The following is a 19,132-nucleotide window of genomic DNA, read 5'->3' as shown; positions in this document are numbered from 1 at the left end:
ACGCGCGCTTACGTTTGAATCAGAACTGTGCTGATTTGCAAAGCCACACCGTTTAATCAGGCAGGGAACTGCTCTGACGGATCAGCACCGTTCGCAGTAACGCCATTCGACACTTCCCGTCAGGTTTGTGGAGTTGGCGACGCGGCTTGTTGAACCAATCTTTTTGTTGCCCACGGCCAAATAACTGAAAAGCAATCACAAAACTCTTTCCTACCCGATCAGGCAAACTGGCACGAGTTTTGAAGCTGCTTATTGCAAGCTGGGGAAAGCTGCCGGTGACGGCATTCATCTTGCGGGTAATCACGATGGAACGGAACAAAAGAAGGAAAGCAACACATGTCAGGTTTGCGTCAGATCGCCTTTTACGGAAGGGGGCAGTTCACCACCGCCCGAATACGCCCGGCGCCTTGTCGGCCTCGCTCAGACAGGCGTACAGCGTACAGCACACAACGGAGATCATAGTCAAGTGGCAATAAGAGCGCTCATCATGGTTGAAGCAGAGCCAACAGGTACTGGTCTGCTCTTCGTCCAAGCTGCCCAGCGTCTTGGTCTTCATCCAATTAAACTGTCGGCTAGCCCAACTCGTGACAACTACTCGGAAACCATTGAGACCATCCATATCGATACAAACAATCTGGATGTGTTGATTCGCGAATGTTCCCGGCTGCGCAAGACCTATGACATTGCTGGAATTACGAGTCCCAACGAAGTAGTCTATGCGACAGTGGGCAAGCTCTGCGAGCATTTTGATCTACCGGGACCGAGCCCCGCATCCGTCGAACGATGTTGCGACAAATTTGCTCAACGTCAGCTTCTCGCGGAGGCCGGCATTCCAGTCCCTGCTTATCGCTTGGCAGCGAACACCAGCGAGGTAGAACGCGCTGCCGCGGACATCGGCCTGCCCGTGATTGTTAAGCCAGCCGTAGGCCGCGGCAGCAGCGGTGTTCGATTGTGCAGCAACTTCGATGAGTTGGCCGAACATGCGACCTCTCTGTTGGGCTGGCAGTCTTTGCCGAGGATACTGGTCGAAGAATTCGCACGGGGCCCCTATTATAGCGTTGAGATAATGGGGAATGAGGTCATTGGAATTGGCACCGGTGACTTCGGGCCCCCGCCGCATTTCGTCTATCGTGAATTCACCTATCCGGCCGTGCTGACTGATGACAAGCATGAACGTATCGCCGACGTTTCGCTGGGCTGTTTACGAGCTCTAGGTCTTGGCTGGGGGCCAAAGAACATCGAACTCCGGTGGACGGAGCTTGGTCCACTGGTCATTGAGGTCAATCCGCGTCTTGCGGGCTCGCCAACTCCTGAACTCGTTCAGTTGGCTTACGGTGTCGATCTAGCCACCGAACACATCAAGCTTGTCATCGGAGGCGAACAGAACCTTCGCAGAAGGTATTCGCAAGCTGCTGCCGTGCGGTTCCTAGTTCCCGATCGCGATGGCACCCTCAATTGGATCGATGGCGACAGTCGGGCGGCTGCTGTGTCCGGTGTCGCTGAGGTAAAATTCTACATTGAACCCAAGACGTCGATCGTCAGGAAGGGGGATTATCGAGACTCAATTGGACATGTCATTGCCGCTTCACCGAACAATGCCCAGACCATGGCCGCGCTTAATCATGCCGTCGAGGCAATCCATTGGTCGATTACTCCATTTCCGACGACTTGCAAACCGGAAGATTCTGTTGCGAATTCCGATGGAGGCTGACACAGGGCCATTTTTCAGGAAAGTCCATGAAACACGTCGAATTTCTCCCGCGACCTACGTAGATTCGCCCGCTTTTTAGAGAAAAGCGAAACTCCATTTGCCCTCCAACTTGCGCGGAAAGGGTTGGAAATCGGGATTTTCTACCGCCGGTCGCACCGGGCGATTAAGTCAGCACCCACAGCGATAATTATGTCGACGAAACGGTATCGCTGCGCCCCACCGGCAAATTTCCTCTTGACCATCTTGCTGGGAGCAAGAGCCATCTTCAAAAAGAAAGGGGAATGAACATGAACATCAGAATTAGGAATATCGCATTCGGTGCTGCACTGTTGCTGTCGGCCGTGTCGATCGCCGCTCAGGCAGAGGAAGTCGCCGAGAACCTTAAGGGGACCGGCGAGGTCGTCATCACATCTGGCGGCGGAACCTGGGAGGCCGCTCAAAAGAAAGCCTTCTTCGATCCGTTCACGCGCGACACGGGCATCAAGGTCGTACTGGTTCCCGAAGATCATGCGAAGCTGTTGGCGTCGATCAAGCTCGGCCAGCCCGAAGCCGACATCACCGGAATTCCTGGCGGAGCGCTCAAGGGCTGGATCAACAAAGAGGCAGTCGAGGAGATCGACTACAGCTTCTTTGCCGACAACACCTTGGCAGGCATGCCCGAGCGGATGAAGAACAAGCATGGTGTTGGCGCCCTTGTCTCATCCGCAGTCGTCGCCTTCAACACCAGCAAGTTCCCGGATGCCAGCAAGCAGCCAAAGAACTGGGTGGACTTCTATAACGTGAAGGATTTCCCGGGTAAGCGCGCTCTGCCGAAATGCGAAAAGATGTTGGATGGTGCGCTGCTCGAAGGCGCCCTGATGGGAGATGGCGTTTCGCCTGACAAGCTCTATCCTCTCGATCTGGACCGCGGGTTCAAGAAACTTGCCGAGATGAAGCCCAATGTGGGTCGCTGGTGGGTCGCCGGCGCCGACGCTCCCCAGAGCCTGATCAGTGGTGAGGTTGACATCGCGGCAGCCTATAACGGCCGCATTTTCAAAGCGAAACAGGAGGGCGCGCCGGTGGAGCTCTCCTGGGATCAATCCCTTTTGCAGCTCGACTTGTGGGTGATCACAAAGAATCGAGGGCGTGCTCAACATCGCTCGCATCCTCGGTATCAACGACACGCCGGGATCTTCGTTCCGACATGCCCGAGTGCCCTGCGATGACTATCGTTGGGTTCATTGCCCTATGGACGGGGATTTCCACGCTGAAGTCGAGCCGGGTATCGGGTGAAAAAGGGGCAGCGCCTTGGTACGCTTCGAAGCTTCTTTGGCGACACGTTAGCAGAGATCAAAGCTCCGGCGGACGGGCATCTACTTTGGCGTATCACGCACCCTTCGATCCCAAAGGGAGAGCCGGTGCTCGCAATAGCCGTTGAGGAGCAGACGCGGCCCTGATCGAGGCCGACCGAAGATCCTCCATTCGGCATCTACGGTGCTGGGAGGAAGAGCCATCCTAAAAAGAAAGGGGAATGAAACTATGAACACCACAGGAACCGCGAAGTCGTCATCACATCTGGCGGAGGGACCTGGGAGGCAGCCAAAAGAAGGCCTTCTTCGATCTGTTCTCGCGTGATACCGGCATCGAGGGTAAGCGGCAAGGAGACCCCATCTAGCGGCGGTGGCGACGCATCCGGAATTGCAGACAGGCAACCAACTTCACGAACTGTGAGCTTCTATGTCTGCGCCTAGTCTCGAGGCCTTTCTCGCGTGCATGCCCAACCGGCGGCGCATCCAGAGCAAGGCGGGCGCGCGGGACTGGACCCTCCAGCGCAACCTCTTGACCCCAACCTATGGACGGAGACATTCCGCACGCCGACCTGGACGGACTACGCTCGCCTGAAACATCGGCCCTCGGCGGCAGATCAAGAGCTCGGCGACCGGCTTGCCGCGCTGCATGACGGGGCCGTCGCCCCTCAGACCGTGCTGGCGATCGAGCACCCGACAACCCGGTCTCGCGCTCGTAACCAGCCGATAACCCGCGTCTCGCGGCCCTGAGGAGCGCTGGAGATGGGACAGAAAATCGAACATCAGCAATGTTTGCACCCGGTGTGCAGCAGCACTTTTCCTGAAGCATCGACGATCGGTCGTCATCAACGTCGACCCGAACAAGCTCCCGACCTGCGCTTGGCGTCAACCCCAGCGGCGCAGCCGGCTGCCGCTGCACCTGTTGCAATCGCAGCCGCTTTTCCTTCGCTTTGCAATGGAGTGTGTGCCGCTGTCCGGCCACTGGCGCTAAAGCCTGTTGGGCTTCGCCAGGACATTACCCACGGCGGCGTTGACGTTCGGGATCTGCGCAGCACCAAGGGCCACCGTCGGTTTCCTCGTAGAATCCCAGGAACACTGAGCCGATTTCTCTTTCGCCCAGCCTCCCAGGGCCGCGTGGCTGTCGTCGGAGGTGTTCCGGCCGCAGCCACTTTTTCCGTCCTTTTTGCAGTGCTTCATAACAGCGTTTCCTCCGCCCAACCTCCCAAGGCGGCTTGGCTGTCGTCGGGCATGTCCCGGCGGCAGCCATCTCATTCCCGGCCAGGTTTGACACGCATCTCTTCGAAAAGACGGAGGCGTGACGTGAAGGCGGCAACGGTCTCCACAACCTCACCGCCCGGCGCACGGCTTTGCGCCGTAGCGCTCGATGGCTCCTTGAGTGTTCAGGACGATGCCCACCTCAACCGAGAGCAAGCGATCGCGATCTTGGGGCGCCGCGGCATCCACAATGAGGCTGCCGAGTTGTTGCAGGCCCGTCTCTCCTCGACGGTCACCGTCGATATCGACACCGCGCGCCGCCTGTTCACCTTGATCCATGTGCTGCTCATGCGAAGCCGGGAGCACGGCGGACAAATCCGGAGGCTGGCATGACGATTGGCAAGAACCTCCACCCGCAGCGGTGCCATGTCATGGCGGTCTCATAAATTGAACGAGTAAGAAACAGAGCACTAAGGCAATGACCGCGGCGACCGAAGACGACAAGTCAGGACTACTGGCACCCCTGGAGAACCCGACGTTCCGGTCGGTCTTCCTCGCCTCGCAGCTCTCGAGCCTCGGATGGCTGATGCAGACAGTGGCGCTCAGCTGGCTGATGGTGACGATCGCCACGTCGGACGTGATGGTGGCGCTTGTTCAAGCCGCCTCGACCTTGCCGACCTTCTTCCTGGCAATTGTCGTCGGCGCGATGGCAGACAACTACAACCGCCGCATCGTCATGATCATCGGCCGAAGCCTCATGATGGCGGCGTCTGCCATGCTGGTGGTGCTCATGGCGCTCGGCATTACCAATCCCTGGATCATTCTTGCCTTCAGCTTTCTCGATGGCTGCGGTATCGCGCTGGCGGATCCGGCCTGGCGCGCCTCCCTTGGCGATATGCTCGAGCGCCGCCATCTGCCGTCTGCCGTGACACTCCTCAACGTCGGCTTCAACACGGTGCGCAGTGTCGGTCCGGCCCTTGGCGGTTTAATCGTCGCCGCCTTCGGACCGCTCGTCACGTTCGCGCTGACGACGCTCAGCTTTGTCGCTCCGTTGACTGCCCTGTGGCGCAACAAATGGAAGGTGCCATGCTCATCCCTTCCCCGCGAAGAGCTGATGACCGCGATCTATGACGGCCTGCGCTTCACCGCCATATCCGCGGAAATCAAGACGACCACCGCCCGCGGCACCCTATTCGGACTAGCAAGCACGTCGATCCTGGCGCTGCTGCCGCTGGTCGCCCGTGGCCAGTTGAAGGCGGGCCCGGTTGCCTACGGCATCCTGATGGCCGGCTTCGGCGCCGGCGCGCTTGTTGCCGGGCTCACGAACCCTCGCCTCAGGCGTACGTTGACCCAGGAACGCATGTTCGTATTCGCCTGCATCGCCTGCGCGGCATGTGCGTTGGCGCTGGCGCTGACCGCCTCGCTCGCCACCGCAACGGCCTCCCTGGCGTTTGGCGGCGCCGGCTGGGTGACCGCATGGTCGGGATTGGGTGTGAACGTGCAACTGGCAAGCCCACGCTGGGTGGTGGGACGCACCATCTCGATCTACAGCGCCTTCACCTATGGCGGCATTGCCGCCGGCAGCTGGCTCTGGGGCAGCGTCGCCGAGAATCATTCTCTCTCCTGGGCGCTGGGATGCTCTGCCGGCGCGACAATCCTGGTGGCCGCCTTGGGGTTCAAACTGCCGATCAGCAATCGTTTTGAATCGGAACTCGAACCTTCCGGTTCATTCGATGCGCCGGCGGTTGCCCTTGATCTCAAGCCACGAAGCGGGCCGATGCTGATCACCACCGAATATTCCATCTCGGACGACAACGCCGATCTGTTTCTCGACGTCATGCGCCGACGCCGGCATGTGCAAAGCCGTGTCGGCGCCCGGCAATGGACGCTGACGCGCGACGTTCGCGAGCCCTCGCGGTGGCTCGAGACGTATAGGACCCCGACCTGGATGGACTATCACCGGCTTCATCACCGCCTGACCGCGGCCGACAAGCAGCTGGATGAAGAACTACTCGAACTAACACCGCAGGGCCATCCGCCGAGAACGACCATTCGCGTGCGGCAGCGGATGAGATCGTAGCTGTTGTGGAAAATGGCGGGGGAGCCGCAGAGGCAACCGGGGAAGGCAAGATAAGAGGTCGCACATCGCGGCTCGGTCCGTCGGTTGTTTTGATTGGGTTTTCTGGCCATCTGCGCACATCGTCTTCCGAAAGCGCGATGTGCGGGCATTCGAATTCACGTTGTCGTTCGAGGAAATCCGCACCTCGCAGGGAAAATCCGGATGAATGGGGATGACGACTTTCGTGTCCGGCCCGGCCGTATTCGATTATCCAGAAGTCAGCGGGCAAAACCCTTCATCGCCCAGGCGCTCGCGGCGATGGAGAAGGCCGGCGGACGTGTTTCGTGCTCCGGCAGGATCGGCAGGGCCAAAGGCCGAGCCCCAGCTTCGCGCGCGGACGGGTCGCCAGCATCCGCGCCAATCGCCTGATCACCAGCCGTACGCGGCTTTGTACCGTCAAGGCGCTGGGTCGTGTGTAACAAGGGGAAGCCGGCGCCTCTTTCCCGCCATCTCGACTATCTCCGCCGCGACGGCGTCACCCGGGACGGTGAGAAGGCGCGCCTCTTCGGCCCCGACAGTGTCAGTGTCGACGCCAAGGAATTCGCGGAACGCTCAGAGGACGACCGGCACCACTTCCGTTTCATCGTCTCGCCGGAAGACGCCGTCGACCTGGAGGATCTCAAACGCTTCACCCGCGAGCTGATGCGCCAGGCCGAGAAGGACCTCGGAACAAAGCTCGATTGGGTCGGCGTCGATCACTGGAACACCGACAACCCACATGTCCATGTCATTCTGCGCGGCCGCACCGACGATGGGCAGGACCTCGTTATCGACCGCGACTATATCCTTTCGGGACTGCGCGACCGCGCTCAGGACCTCGTCACGCAGGAGCTGGGACCACGGACCGAGCGCGACATCGTCCGCTCGCTTGAACGCCAGATCGAGGCGGACCGCTGGACCGCGCTCGATCGCCAGCTTTCTGCCGATGCCGGTCGAAACGGCGTCATCGACGTCGCGCCATCGCTCGACCGGCAACCGGATGCCTATCTCATCCAGAAGGTCGGACGCCTGCGATATCTCGAACGTCTCGGCCTTGCCCAGTCGGTAGGCGGTGGCCAGTGGATCCTCAGCGATGAGGCGGAAAGAAGGTTGAGGGCCCTTGGGCTGCGCGGTGACATCATCAAGCGGATGCACGAGGCGCTGACCGGGCAGGGGATCGAACGCGCCGCGGCCGATTATGTGACCGCCACGGGGCGTCACGAAAACGCAAGTCGTTGGCCAGCTGGTTGAACGGGGCCATGATGACGAACTCAAGGGGACCGCTTTTGCCGTGGTCGACGGCATCGATGGCCGCGTCCATCACATCCGCTTTCCCGATCTCGACGCGACGGGCGACAGTGCGCCTGGATCGATCGTCGAGCTGCGTGTGTTCGAAGACGCGAGCGGCGAGGGCAGGGCAGCCCTCGCCGTCCGCTCTGATCTCACGCTCGACGCGCAGATCAAGGCTGATGGGGCGACCTGGCTGGACCGGCGGCTGATCGGGGGAGACATGCGCGACCTCGGCGCCGGCTTCGGGCTCGAGGTGCGACAGGCGATGGAGGACCGGACGGAGCATCTGATCGAGGAAGGTGTGGCTCGACGCGAAGCGGGTAAGGTCATCTTCGCCCGCAATCTACTCGCCACACTGCGAGACCGGGAGGTCGATGCGCTCGGTGACAAGCTTCCCGGGAAATGAACCTGCCGTTCCAGAAGGCGGGGCAGGGCGACTATGTGGCCGGAACCGATCGCCAGCGCTTCGCACTTGCCTCCGGTAGTTTCACCATAGTCGACGACGGCCTGGGCTTCAAGCTCGTGCCCTGGACGCCGTCCATGGAAAAGCATCTGGGCCAACATGTCTCTGGCGTGGCTCGCGCCGATGGCGGCGTAGACTGGAGTTTTGGCCGCAAGCGCGGCCTCGGTCTCTGACCGCGGCGTGCAAGTATTTTTGCGATTGGCTTCGCTCGCCTGCGAAAGCCGTTTTGCGCGCGCGTTGCAACACCCTCTGTCTTGGGTTTCCACTGCCAGCCTCGTCGTCAAAAGGGAAACCGTTTACTTGCCGGCCACGCGCGTCCTCTGGAGTCAGATCCTCGTCGTCCTCCTGATCGTGTTCACCATGGTCTGGGCCGCGACGCAATGGACAGCATGGCGTCTCGGTTTCCAGCCGCAGCTCGGATCGCCCTGGTTCGAGCTCGCCGGCCTGCCGATCTATCCGCCGCCGGCACTTTTCTGGTGGTGGTATTTCTATGACGCCTATGCGCCGCACCTGTTCTTGGAAGGTGGCGCCATTGCCGCCTCCGGCGGGCTGATCGCGATCGCCGCCGCGATCGCCATGTCGATCTGGCGGGCGCGCGAGCCCAAGGACGTCCATACCTACGGCTCTGCCCGCTGGGCCGAGCGCGAGGAGGTCGAAAAGGCAGGGCTGCTCGGCGATGATGGCGTCGTGCTCGGCCGCTATGACGAGGTCTATCTCCGCCATGACGGCGCGGAACACGTCCTCTGTTTCGCCCCGACGCGCTCGGGCAAGGGCGTCGGTCTCGTCGTGCCGACTCTGCTCACCTGCCCGGGCTCGGCCATCGTCCATGACATCAAGGGCGAAAACTGGGAGCTGACCGCCGGCTTCCGGGCGCGACACGGCCGGGTGCTGCTCTTCGATCCGACCAATCCGAACTCGGCCGCCTACAATCCGCTGCTGGAGGTGCGGAAGGGCGAATGGGAAGTGCGGGACGTCCAGAATGTCGCTGACGTCCTGGTCGATCCCGAAGGATCTCTGGAAAAGCGGAACCACTGGGAGAAGACCTCCCACTCGCTTCTGGTCGGCGCGATCCTGCATGTGCCTCGGCGAGCGTCCGCCGTCGGCGGATGATTGGTCGAATGCGGTCCCATTGGCAGTGAACGATCGCACGAAAGAACGCGCGCTCGGTGTCGCAGGCGTTGATACGAGCAACGTCGAGGGAACTGACGACGAGGCGAACGCTGGTCTGCGGCGCGAGCCCGGGATCGAAGCACACAAGGATATCGCGCCCGCCCCGGTAATGGCGTCCTTCAACGAATTCGATCCGAATGCGGACGAACCCGAGCGGAATGTTCTCTCGGCGCGGGCTCTGAAGCGGCGCATGAGACAGGTCGCGCGTCAGGCCTCCATGGGTCCCAATAACGGCGTGGAGCTTTGAGATGGTGGTCAGCTCGGAGAAAAAACAGCGACTTTCGGTATACCTGGAGCCTGATCTGAAGCGGCGCCTCGCTGACTTTGCTCAGCGACGCGAGCAATCGGCTTCGCTGATTGCCGAGGCTGCCATCGGGTCCTTCCTTTCGCCAGATGCGGATGAGCGGAAGGAAGCGGCCCTCGTCAAACGCCTCGACCGGCTGGACCGGTGTCTTCAGCGGATGGAACGAGATCTGGAAATCACCAACGAAACTCTCGCACTGTTTATCCGCTGCTGGCTGAACTCAATCGTTCCCCCGCCGGAATAAGCACAGGCGGCGGCTCGCGCGAAAGGGGCTGAGCGTTATGACCAGTTCATCTCCGCTCTGTCACAGAGCACAAAGCTGCGACAGGAACTGACTGAAGAGACCGAGTATAGCTAGTGCCCATCCATAAACAGCAAGTATTTGGAATCTGCGGAAAAGCGCGCGTTTTGTGCGGGCAAGGCCCGGCGGCTTTGGGTACACTTTAGCATCAAGCCTCTGATTCTAAAGACAAACCCGCAGCCGCCGGAGCCGACAATGCGCCAAGAACGCACCGTCCAGGGCAGCATATTCGATCTTTTCGCCGAGCACGAGATCGGTCGCGAGTTGGAGGCGATGTCGCAGTGGCTGGACGCCCATCGCGATCTTTTGAATTTGGTGACGTCCGATCTGCGCCGACAGGGGGTCACGGAGACCGGCCGGCAGGGTTTGCCGTCGGAGGCGGTGCTGCGCTGTGCTCTTCTCAAACAGTACCGCCAGTTGAGCTACGAGGAGTTGGCGTTTCATCTGGAAGATTCCGCCTCGTTCCGGGCCTTTGCCCGGCTGCCATGGGGATGGAGCCCGAAAAAGTCGCTCTTGCACAAGACGATCAGCGCGATCCGGGCGGACACCTGGGAAGCGGTCAACAAAATGCTGCTGGCCAGCGCCCGGCAAGAAAGGTTGGAAAGCGGCAAGGTCGTGCGTGTGGACAGCACCGTCACGGCGGCGCTGATCCACGAACCAAGCGACAGCAGTCTTTTGTGGGACTGCGTGCGGGTGATGGTTCGTCTTCTGCAGCAGGCGGATTCGCTGGGCAGCACCATCCCCTGGCACGATCACTGCCGCGCGGCGAAGAAGCGGGCTCGGGTGATCGAGTATACCCGCGGCCGCCCGAAACGGCTTCAGCACTACCGCGCTCTGCTCAGGATCGCCCGGAACACCCTGGATTATCTGCAGCAGGCGGCGGCACAGTTGCCGCTGACGGCGGGTCCGGCGGGCAAACTCTGGCAGGCCCAGCTTCGCCACTATCAGCCACTGATCACGCAGATCATCGCCCAGACCGAGCGGCGGGTGCTGGCCGGCGAAGCGGTGCCGGCCGGCGAGAAGCTTGTCAGCCTGTTCGAACCGCATGCCGACATCATCGTCAAGGGCAGCCGCGACGTCGATTACGGACACAAGCTCAATCTGACCACCGGCAGGAGCGGACTGATCCTCGATCTCGTCATCGAAGCCGGCAATCCAGCCGACAGCGAGCGGCTCTTGCCCTTACTGGAGCGCCACATCGCCTTCTATGGCGAGGCGCCGCGGCAGGCGGCCGCCGACGGCGGCTATGCAAGCCGTGAAAACCTGCGCCAGGCCAAGGCCTGGGGTGTACGCGACATGGCCTTCCATAAGAAGAGCGGCCTCAGGATCGAAGACATGGTCAGGAGCCGCTGGGTGTATCGAAAGCTCAGAAACTTCCGGGCCGGCATCGAGGCCGGCATCTCCTGCCTGAAGCGGACCTGGCCCGCTGCACCTGGGCTCGACCACTTGAGACCTACGTCTGGTCCTCGGTGGTCGCCTACAATCTCGCCCTCTTCGCCCGCCTCAGGCCGACCTGACGTCGGTCACCGCGCCGCGTTCAGAGAGCAGGCCGCGAGCACCGGCCGATGCCCCACGACCCTATCGCCGGCAAATCGCCCTTCGACCACAACCTGCAAGCCCTGTGCCATCACGCCTCCCGAAAAAAGACCGCTTCAGCGAGCAAAGCTAAAACCCTGAAAAAACAGGCGTTTATGGACGGGCACTAGTCTAAGGCCTGTTGAGATTTACCTGGAGTTTATGACGGCTGCTGCGAGATGGATGATGGCGTTGAAGCTTTGGTCGGTTTTGTCTGCGCGCATGGCGATGCGCTTGAACTCCTTGAGCTTGCAGAAGAAGTTCTCGATGAGATGACGCCATTTGTACATCTCCGCTTCGCACGGCAGTGGTTTGGCGCGGCGCGGATGCTGGGAGACGACAATCCTGGCGCCACGATCGTTGAGGTCGGCGATGATGGTGTTGCTGTCGAAGGCCTTGTCGGCGATCAGCGCGCCGAAAGCGACGCCGTCGATGAGCGGCGACACGCCGACGGTATCGTAGCGATGGCCGGGCATCAGGACGAAGCGGACAAGGTTGCCGAGCGCGTCGGTCAGCGCGAGGATTTTGGTGGTCATGCCGCCCTTGGAACGGCCTATGGCCTGGCTCTGAGTCCCCCTCATATGATCAGTTGAAGGTCAAGAGGGTGGCGTCACCACTTTTGCAGGCCTTTCTATCGTCGACGGTATCCAGTTGCGCCCATTCCCAGTACTGGCAGGTCATGCCTCACCTGTACCACCTCATATCCGGTCGCCGCTCGGAGACGGCTGCACCATAATCCCGCATTCGGGGTGGGCTCAGGAGAACGGAACCATTCTTTTGAGCGGCAATTGAAGCCAGGGGGGCTTCGGTCCGTTCGCCTGGATCCGTTAGGGCTGCTCAGGCCCCGAGGATTGGGTTGATGTTAAGGGATGTGCTCAGGCCTTGGTCATAACGGCTCCCTCGATCACGACGCCGCTGGTCGCATACTTCCACAAGGCTACGAGCAGTTTGCGCGCCAGCGCGACGATCGCAACCTTCTTGCCACGCCCGCCGCTGTGGCTGACTCGTTCATGGAACCAGCGCGCCAAGGCTGAGGCTGGCTGATAGCGCAGCCAGAGCCATGCCAGTTGGATCATCATCGTACGCAGCCTCCGAACTGGCGGAACCGCGCCCCTCGCAAGTCAGGACGTTCGCAACCTCCGCGCCAATGCCCTTGATGGTCTTGAGTATTGCCTGCGGCGCGGTACCATCCACCTCGGCACACTGGGCATCGCGCTCGGCCTCGACGGCTTTGATCTGCTCGTTCACCAATTCGAACCGATCGAGCTCACGACCGGTGGATCCAGAAACCATCGAGCCCCGCTTCCTGAATGACAACCACGGGATAGAGCCGGCCCTCCCGTGCCTCTGTCTTCTCGCGCAAGAGGTTCAAGCATGCCAGCAACGCAGGCAAGTCGCCGCCGGGTACCGAATGACGCGACATCTTCTCGCTGCCAGGCGATAGCGACGTCACTAGCCAGATCGACTTCGACAGTTCCAACGAAACGAAAATTGCGCCAAGATCAACCCGGATAGCGGCAGGTGGCGAAGCTGGTTCTGCTGTCATGGCAAGTCCCTTCAGAGTGGTTGGTAGCAAACCGACTCTGATCTCCATCAGGCCGCTGTCCACTACTCATCATGGGATCTTTTGCGCCCTGGCCGTGGCGGTTGACGCTGGTGGCGTCGACTATGGCGTATTCCATGTCGGGCTCGTCTGAGCAGGCTTCGAAAAGCCGCACGAAAACATCGGCTTTGACCCAATCACGGTATCGCTTAAAGACGGTGTTCCAGTTGCCGAAGAAGGCGGGAAGGTCACGCCACGGACTGCCGGTGCGCACCACCCACAGCACCGCTTCGATGGACCGTCGGTTATCGCTGCCGCTTCGCCCGGGATCCGTCGGTTTGCCCAGGCAGTGCGGCTCCATCTTCGCCCATTGGGCGTCAGTCAATACGAATCGTTCCATTCGAAGCTTGAACCATAAACAAGCCCCGGCGGGAATCCTGAATCTCAACAGGCCTTAATGCAGGCCGGCTGCGAGTGGCAGAGCAGCATCAAAAATCTCTAGAGCGCGTATGGCTGAAAACTCTTGAGTCACGCGCGAAGGCAGCTTCCCTCTTGACGTTACTCGCGCCTTACAATACTGAATATTAGATTGCAATTTTGTGAATTGGGTAGCGCTCACGGCGACGCCACCCGCGAACATTCGAAAGCAGCTGTTCCATGAGCAGCTGTGGTCTTTCGAAGAGCCGTCAAGCAAGAAAGGGGAACTTGAAATGCCAATGAATCGTCGAGAAATGCTCAAGGGTGCCGTAGGTTCTTCCATCGCGATTGCCGGAATGAGCTGGCTCAGTCTGCCGGCGACTGCGCAGTCGGCGCGGTCGCAGGTCACACTGACTTGGGTCAGCACGTCTTCGTACCGGGACATGAATCCTGCATCGACCGGTGGTGTCGAAATTCAGGTGCTTGGCAATGTCTACGAGACCCTCCTCTTTTATAAGGACGGTAAGGTGCTGCCGAAACTCGCAACCTCTTGGGAGGGCACGGACGGCGGCAAGACCTGGACTGTAAGTTTGCGAAAAGGCGTGAAGTTTCACGACGGTTCGCCGCTGAATTCAGCCGCCGTCAAGCGATCGTTTGAATATACGCGTGACCTCGGGAAAACCGCGGGCTATGCACTAGCTGGTCTGGAAAGTGTCGAGACGCCGGACGAACACGCCGTCATTTTCCACTTCAAGGATCCCGTCGCCTTCGACCTCGTGGCCGCCGGTCAATCTGGCGCATTCGTGATGGGGCTGGCAGCCATTGATCATGGCGACGAGTGGTTGACCCAAGGAAACGCCATTGGCACCGGCCCCTACAAGCTTGCCCAGTTTCAGCAGGGGAAGATGGCCGTACTCCAGAAGTTCGATGATTATTGGGGTGGCTGGGAAAGCGGTCAGGTGGACCGGGTTCTTCACCCCTACGTGGCTGAGGTGTCGACCCGCGTCCAAATGATCCGCTCCGGCGATGCGGATATTTCTCGTATTCCTGCTTCGCAGATGGAGGGCAGCGCCGCTCAGCTCGATGTTTCAGTTACAAACACTCCAAGCTGGCTCAATCAGCTCTTTATGATCAACACTCAGAAATATCCAACAGACAACCTGAAATTCCGGCAGGCACTGCTGCATCTTTGGGATCACGACTCCGTGATAAAGGATATCTTCCATGGTGCTGCAGGAAAGCCGGTGGGACCCTTACCTTCGACGCTCTGGGGGCATGGTACATACGACCTAGGCACGTTCGACCCGGAAAAGGCGCTGATGCTCCTGGAGGAGTCAGGTATTCCCAGGAAAGACTGGAAAATCAAGGCGATGTTCTCAGCCTTTAGTCAGGAGGCCGTCGATGCGATAGAACTCTTCCGGGCCAACGCCTCGGCGGTCGGACTGGAGGTCGAACTTGAGCTTCACAACGAGGGCAGCACCTACATGAGCAAAGCTAGGTCTCCGGAAACCGCCGGTCACCTGAACTCGATGACTTGGTGGCCTGCCTATCCGACTCCATCGGACTTTTTGGCGCTGGCATTCCGTACCGAGAAGAAGCCCACCTGGAATCTTTCCTATTACTATGATGAGGATTTCGATCGATTGGTCGACCAAGCTCTTAAACTGGAAGCTGTCGACAAAGACGCTGCTGCAAACGCATATATCGCGGCTCAGGACCGTCTAATGAAGAACGCCGTCGCGATTTTCTATGCCGACGTAAACCGGGTCAACGCCTATTCCTCCGATATCAAGGGGATGGAGGACGCCAACAACCCCGCCTACGAATGGCTCTCCATCTACAGCCTTCGCAGATAGTCGCTGATTGTCTTCGCAAAAATCGGGAGGAAATGATGCGCCTGAAGTCATTGGCTCAGCGACTATTCATGCTCATAGGGATCGTAGTGGGTGTTATCTCCATTATGTTCCTGCTGAGCCGTGTGCTCGCTGTCTCTCCAGCAGAATTGATGCTTGGCGGCCGGCCTACGCCGGAGATGGTCGCAAAGGTAAACGCCGAGCTCGGCCTCGATAAGCCACTCGTCTTTCAGTATGTGCACTTCATCGGGGATATACTGCGCGCTGACTTCGGCGACAGCCTGCTTACCAGACGGCCTGTGCTACTGGAGGTTCGTGAGCGGTTCGGTGCAACCTTCGAACTAACCACTCTGGCAACAATGCTCGTCATGCTGATCGGTATACCGATCGGAGTTCTGTCTGCGGTACGCCAGAACTCAATGATCGATAACATCGTGCGGACGGTTTCGGTTGCTGGAGTGGCAATGCCCTCCTTCATTCTGGCGATGTCGCTCCAACTCCTCTTCTACGGAACACTCGGATGGCTGCCCCTCCAAGGGCGGGTGGATCCGTTGATTCTTCTGGACGACCCGATCCAGCCCATCACCGGCCTGTACCTCGTCGATTCTCTGATCACCGGGAATTGGGCAGGCTTTTCGAGCGCTCTCAGGCACATCGCGCTGCCTTTGCTCACCCTTACCATCCTACTTCTGGCCACTGTGACGCGGATCACACGCAACATGATGGTTGAAGTCTTAAAGGAGGAATATATCCGAACGGCATTTGCCTATGGGCTACCGAATTCCGTCATCTATTATCGATATGCACTGAAAGCAACCCTCATACCGATCCTGACGGTCGTCGGCATGACGTACGGGCTGCTTCTGGGGGGGGCGGTTGTGGTCGAGTCTGTCTTTGACTGGCCAGGTCTGGGTGCCTTTGTGGTTTCATCGATCGTGCAGAACGACTATCCCGCCTCCCTCGGGGCCACACTTCTACTTGCTGGCATGTATCTCTTGGTCAATCTAATTGTCGACCTTTTGTATGCTGTCGTAGATCCGCGGCTGAGAACAGCGTAATGGAGATGATGATGGCAACTGATGTCATTGTACGGCCCGGCCGGATGATCCGGGCCCGAGCCTACATCGCAAAACACCAGCTGTTCGTACTTGGTGCCGCGATTCTGGTGATCGTGATTTGTAGTGTTGGATTGGCCTCCTGGGTTACGCCTCATTCGCCGAGCGAGATCGTCATGTCGGAGCGACTTGCCCCGCCCAGCGCAGAACACCTGATGGGGACGGATCGTTTTGGCAGGGATATCTTCGCCAGAGTCCTTTATGGTGGAAGGCTATCGCTGCTCGTTGGCCTAAGCGTTGTTCTTCTCTCTTTGGCTATAGGTGCTCCGCTCGGACTTGTTGCCGGATATTTCGGCGGCAAGACTGACCTACTCTTGATGCGCGTCTCGGACGTTTTCATGGCCTTTCCGCCGATGCTGCTGCCAATCGCAATTACCGCTACGCTGGGTCCGAGTCTTTGGAGCGCCATAATTGCGCTCGGCGTCTCCTGGTTTCCCGGGACTGCGCGCGTCATGCGGGCAGCTGTCCTGCGGGTGCGCGGTGAACTCTACAACGATGCTGCGCGCACGATCGGCGTAGGGCATATACGCATTATGATCCGTCACGTTCTGCCGAATTCGCTGACGCCGGTCATCGTTGGAGCATCGGCGGATTTCGGCCATGCAATTCTGGCCGGGGCATCGTTAAGCTTTGTTGGTTTGGGCGTACGGGCTCCGGCTGTCGAGTGGGGCCTCATGGCGGCTGACTCTCGAACCGATTTCTTGAACTACTGGTGGACGGCGCTGTTTCCAGGCTTGGCCATTTTTGTGACTGTACTCGCCGTCAATCTCATTGGCGACGGATTGCGCGACATCCTGGATCCAAAGAAGGAGCGACGAGAATGAACGGTGCGGTTCTTCAGATAAGCGATCTTAACGTAACGTTCCCCGGCCTCTTGCGCTCCCGCTCGATCCTGCGTGGCATCAATCTCAAGGTGGGAGGCGGCGAAGTGCTTGGACTGGTGGGGGAATCGGGTTGCGGCAAGTCCATGACGGCGAGCGCCTGTCTTGGCATGGTGTCGACGCCTGGACGCGCTACCGGCAGTATCATTGTAGACGGCCAGGAGGTTATCGGGCGACCGGAGGGACAATTACGTGCAATGCGCGGCGGCCGGATTGCGATGGTCTTTCAGAATCCGATGCGTTCCATGAACCCGTTCTTCACCCTCGGACGACAAATGATCGACGTCGTGTGTTGCCACCGGTCAATGAGCAGGAACGAAGCACGTTTTGCGGTTTTGACCGAGCTCAAGGCCGTGCGCATCCCTGACCCAGAGTTGGCGCTTGAGAAGTACCCGCACCAGCTTTCCGGCGGCCAGATTCAACGAGCCGTCATCGCGCTCGCTCTCGCCTGCCAACCTCGGCTCCTCATAGCCGACGAGCCAACAACCGCGCTTGACGTGACCGTGCAGGCCCAGATTGTCGCGCTGCTGCGGCGGCTGGCGGACGATAAGGGCCTTGCTGTGCTGTTTATTACGCACGATCTCGGGATCGTTTCGCAACTCTGCGATCGTGTGGCAGTAATGTACGCGGGCCGGATCGTAGAGACCGGAACAGTCGAAGCTGTGATCGATGATCCGCGTCATCCATACACGACGAAGCTGCTCGGCACAGTTCCAGCCATAGGATGTGCAGGATCCGATCTTGTGTCGATACCCGGCCATGTGCCGGATCCTGCTGCCATGCCCGCAGGCTGCGCGTTCCACGACCGATGTGACCAAGCGACGGATATCTGCGCCACAAAACTTCCGCCTTACCGCAGGTTCGGCGGGGGCCACATGGCATTGTGCCATCATGCCGCTGAGAATCAGCAGTTTACGGAGGCATCATGAACCCCTTACCATCATCTCGCCTTGTTTTCGTTGAGGGTCTCAGCAAGGTCTACCCCACGCGCCATGGGATGATAAAGGCCCTGGACGGTATCAACTTCCAAATCGCGCCGGGCGAGACACTGGCGATTGTGGGTGAGTCCGGGTGCGGTAAGAGCACGCTAGCGTCCACGCTCCTAGGTCTTGCAAGATTCGATGCGGGCACGATTGAGATCGGCGGCAACGCTGTCACTGCGCCCGTCCATGGGGCGACGATGCCCCCACGCCGCGACATCGGCGTGGTGTTCCAGAACCCGCATTCCTCACTCGATCCGAGAATGAAGGTACGCTCCATTATCGCCGAGCCGCTGGACGCTATTCTTGGCATGCGCGGCGATGCTGCTACTCGGCGCACGGGGGAACTGCTGAGCCAGGTTGGACTTAGCGCAGAGTACCTCAACCGTTATCCGCACCAGCTTTCCGGCGGGCAGATGCAGCGCGTCGCGATAGCGCGTGCGTTGGCGCTTGAGCCGCGGCTACTTGTGCTTGACGAGCCAACTGCTGCGCTTGATGTATCCGTGCAAGCGCAGATTTTGACACTCCTGAAGACTCTGCAGGCCAACTCGAACGTCGGCTATCTATTCATCACCCACGACCTTGGTGTCGTGGACTATATAGCCCATCGCGTCGCGGTCATGTACCTCGGTCGCATCGTCGAGAGCGGACCAGTGGCTGACGTGTTCGCCGATCCGCGGCACCCCTACACGCGAGCTCTGCTGGATGCCGTACCGGTGATCGACCCTGGGCGGCGCCGATTGCCGGTACCGGTCGACGGCGAGGTCCCGAGTCCACTCAACCGGCCTTCCGGATGTGGTTTCGCGCCGCGCTGCCGTTGGGCGACGTCCGAGTGCGATGCCGTCGAGCCCAAACTGTGCGAGCCAGAAGCTGGAGGACGCGCTTATGCCTGTCTCCATCCATTGTCACATAAAAAAACATAAGGAGGAG

General features: G+C 59.7%; 13 protein-coding genes and 6 pseudogenes. 15 read left to right on the top strand and 4 right to left on the bottom strand.

The window, feature by feature from the left end; translation table 11 throughout:
• Window positions 1–52 precede the first annotated feature (52 nt).
• Window positions 53–289, bottom strand: a complete 237-nt coding sequence (locus tag M728_RS26930) for a hypothetical protein (RefSeq protein ID WP_156943523.1) — start codon at window positions 287–289, stop codon at window positions 53–55.
• 198 nt (window positions 290–487) lie between these two features.
• Here M728_RS26930 and M728_RS26925 point away from each other — a divergent pair, with 198 nt between their 5' ends.
• The 10 genes and pseudogenes from M728_RS26925 to M728_RS26880 all read left to right on the top strand — a co-directional run bounded on the left by M728_RS26925 (window position 488) and on the right by M728_RS26880 (window position 11,355).
• Window positions 488–1,711: an ATP-grasp domain-containing protein gene (locus tag M728_RS26925; protein ID WP_370906510.1), complete on the top strand. Its 1,224-nt coding sequence runs from the start codon at window positions 488–490 to the stop codon at window positions 1,709–1,711.
• Between the two features lie 287 nt (window positions 1,712–1,998).
• The gene (locus tag M728_RS26920) at window positions 1,999–2,916 is read left to right on the top strand and encodes an ABC transporter substrate-binding protein (RefSeq protein WP_370906509.1); all 918 of its coding nucleotides are present in this window, start codon (window positions 1,999–2,001) and stop codon (window positions 2,914–2,916) included.
• A gap of 543 nt (window positions 2,917–3,459) precedes the next feature.
• Entirely contained in the window at window positions 3,460–3,747 is a 288-nt protein-coding gene (locus M728_RS26915) for an MFS transporter (protein ID WP_370906508.1), read from the top strand.
• A 570-nt stretch (window positions 3,748–4,317) separates the two neighbouring features.
• Window positions 4,318–4,605 carry a UPF0262 family protein gene (locus M728_RS26910; protein ID WP_026622819.1) on the top strand — a complete coding sequence of 96 codons (288 nt, stop codon included), beginning with the start codon at window positions 4,318–4,320 and terminating at the stop codon, window positions 4,603–4,605.
• Window positions 4,606–4,690: 85 nt separating this feature from the next.
• Window positions 4,691–6,292, top strand: coding sequence for an MFS transporter (locus M728_RS26905; RefSeq protein WP_051441043.1), 1,602 nt, complete (start codon window positions 4,691–4,693; stop codon window positions 6,290–6,292).
• A 201-nt stretch (window positions 6,293–6,493) separates the two neighbouring features.
• Window positions 6,494–8,236 (top strand): annotated as a pseudogene (locus M728_RS26900) (relaxase/mobilization nuclease domain-containing protein).
• 127 nt (window positions 8,237–8,363) lie between these two features.
• Window positions 8,364–9,143: pseudogene (locus M728_RS26895) on the top strand (type IV secretory system conjugative DNA transfer family protein); the annotation flags it as partial.
• A 49-nt stretch (window positions 9,144–9,192) separates the two neighbouring features.
• The gene (locus tag M728_RS26890; protein WP_156943566.1) at window positions 9,193–9,480 is read left to right on the top strand and encodes a hypothetical protein; all 288 of its coding nucleotides are present in this window, start codon (window positions 9,193–9,195) and stop codon (window positions 9,478–9,480) included.
• 1 nt (window position 9,481) lies between these two features.
• Window positions 9,482–9,895, top strand: a pseudogene (locus M728_RS26885) (CopG family transcriptional regulator).
• Between the two features lie 138 nt (window positions 9,896–10,033).
• Window positions 10,034–11,355: pseudogene (locus tag M728_RS26880) on the top strand (ISNCY family transposase).
• 207 nt (window positions 11,356–11,562) lie between these two features.
• Here M728_RS26880 and M728_RS26875 read toward each other — a convergent pair.
• The 3 genes and pseudogenes from M728_RS26875 to M728_RS26865 form a co-directional block, all read right to left on the bottom strand.
• Window positions 11,563–11,988, bottom strand: a pseudogene (locus tag M728_RS26875) (IS5 family transposase); the annotation flags it as partial.
• 300 nt (window positions 11,989–12,288) lie between these two features.
• Window positions 12,289–12,959: pseudogene (locus M728_RS26870) on the bottom strand (hypothetical protein).
• Window positions 12,916–13,356: a transposase gene (locus tag M728_RS26865; protein ID WP_084044670.1), complete on the bottom strand. Its 441-nt coding sequence runs from the start codon at window positions 13,354–13,356 to the stop codon at window positions 12,916–12,918. Before M728_RS26865 ends, M728_RS26870 begins: the two are co-directional and overlap by 44 nt.
• 310 nt (window positions 13,357–13,666) lie before the next feature.
• Between M728_RS26865 and M728_RS26860 the strand changes: the two genes are divergently transcribed.
• The 5 genes from M728_RS26860 (at window position 13,667) to M728_RS26840 (ending at window position 19,125) form a co-directional block, all read left to right on the top strand.
• Window positions 13,667–15,229: an ABC transporter substrate-binding protein gene (locus M728_RS26860; protein ID WP_051441042.1), complete on the top strand. Its 1,563-nt coding sequence runs from the start codon at window positions 13,667–13,669 to the stop codon at window positions 15,227–15,229.
• A gap of 32 nt (window positions 15,230–15,261) precedes the next feature.
• On the top strand, window positions 15,262–16,284 hold the full coding sequence (locus tag M728_RS26855; RefSeq protein ID WP_026622815.1) for an ABC transporter permease: 1,023 nt from the start codon (window positions 15,262–15,264) through the stop codon (window positions 16,282–16,284).
• Window positions 16,284–17,165: an ABC transporter permease gene (locus tag M728_RS26850; RefSeq protein WP_034884431.1), complete on the top strand. Its 882-nt coding sequence runs from the start codon at window positions 16,284–16,286 to the stop codon at window positions 17,163–17,165. Before M728_RS26855 ends, M728_RS26850 begins: the two co-directional genes overlap by 1 nt.
• Window positions 17,162–18,151 carry an ABC transporter ATP-binding protein gene (locus M728_RS26845; RefSeq protein ID WP_026622813.1) on the top strand — a complete coding sequence of 330 codons (990 nt, stop codon included), beginning with the start codon at window positions 17,162–17,164 and terminating at the stop codon, window positions 18,149–18,151. The genes M728_RS26850 and M728_RS26845 overlap by 4 nt, the downstream gene beginning before the upstream one ends.
• Window positions 18,152–18,219: 68 nt before the next feature.
• A complete protein-coding gene (locus M728_RS26840) occupies window positions 18,220–19,125 on the top strand; it encodes an ABC transporter ATP-binding protein (RefSeq protein ID WP_245269815.1) in 906 nt (301 codons plus the stop codon).
• Window positions 19,126–19,132 lie beyond the last annotated feature (7 nt).

This window comes from Ensifer sp. WSM1721 (assembly GCF_000513895.2).
Classification (GTDB): Bacteria; Pseudomonadota; Alphaproteobacteria; order Rhizobiales; family Rhizobiaceae; genus Sinorhizobium.
The sequence above is the reverse complement of the archived record's forward strand: the minus strand, read 5'-3'. Positions and strand labels throughout refer to the sequence as shown.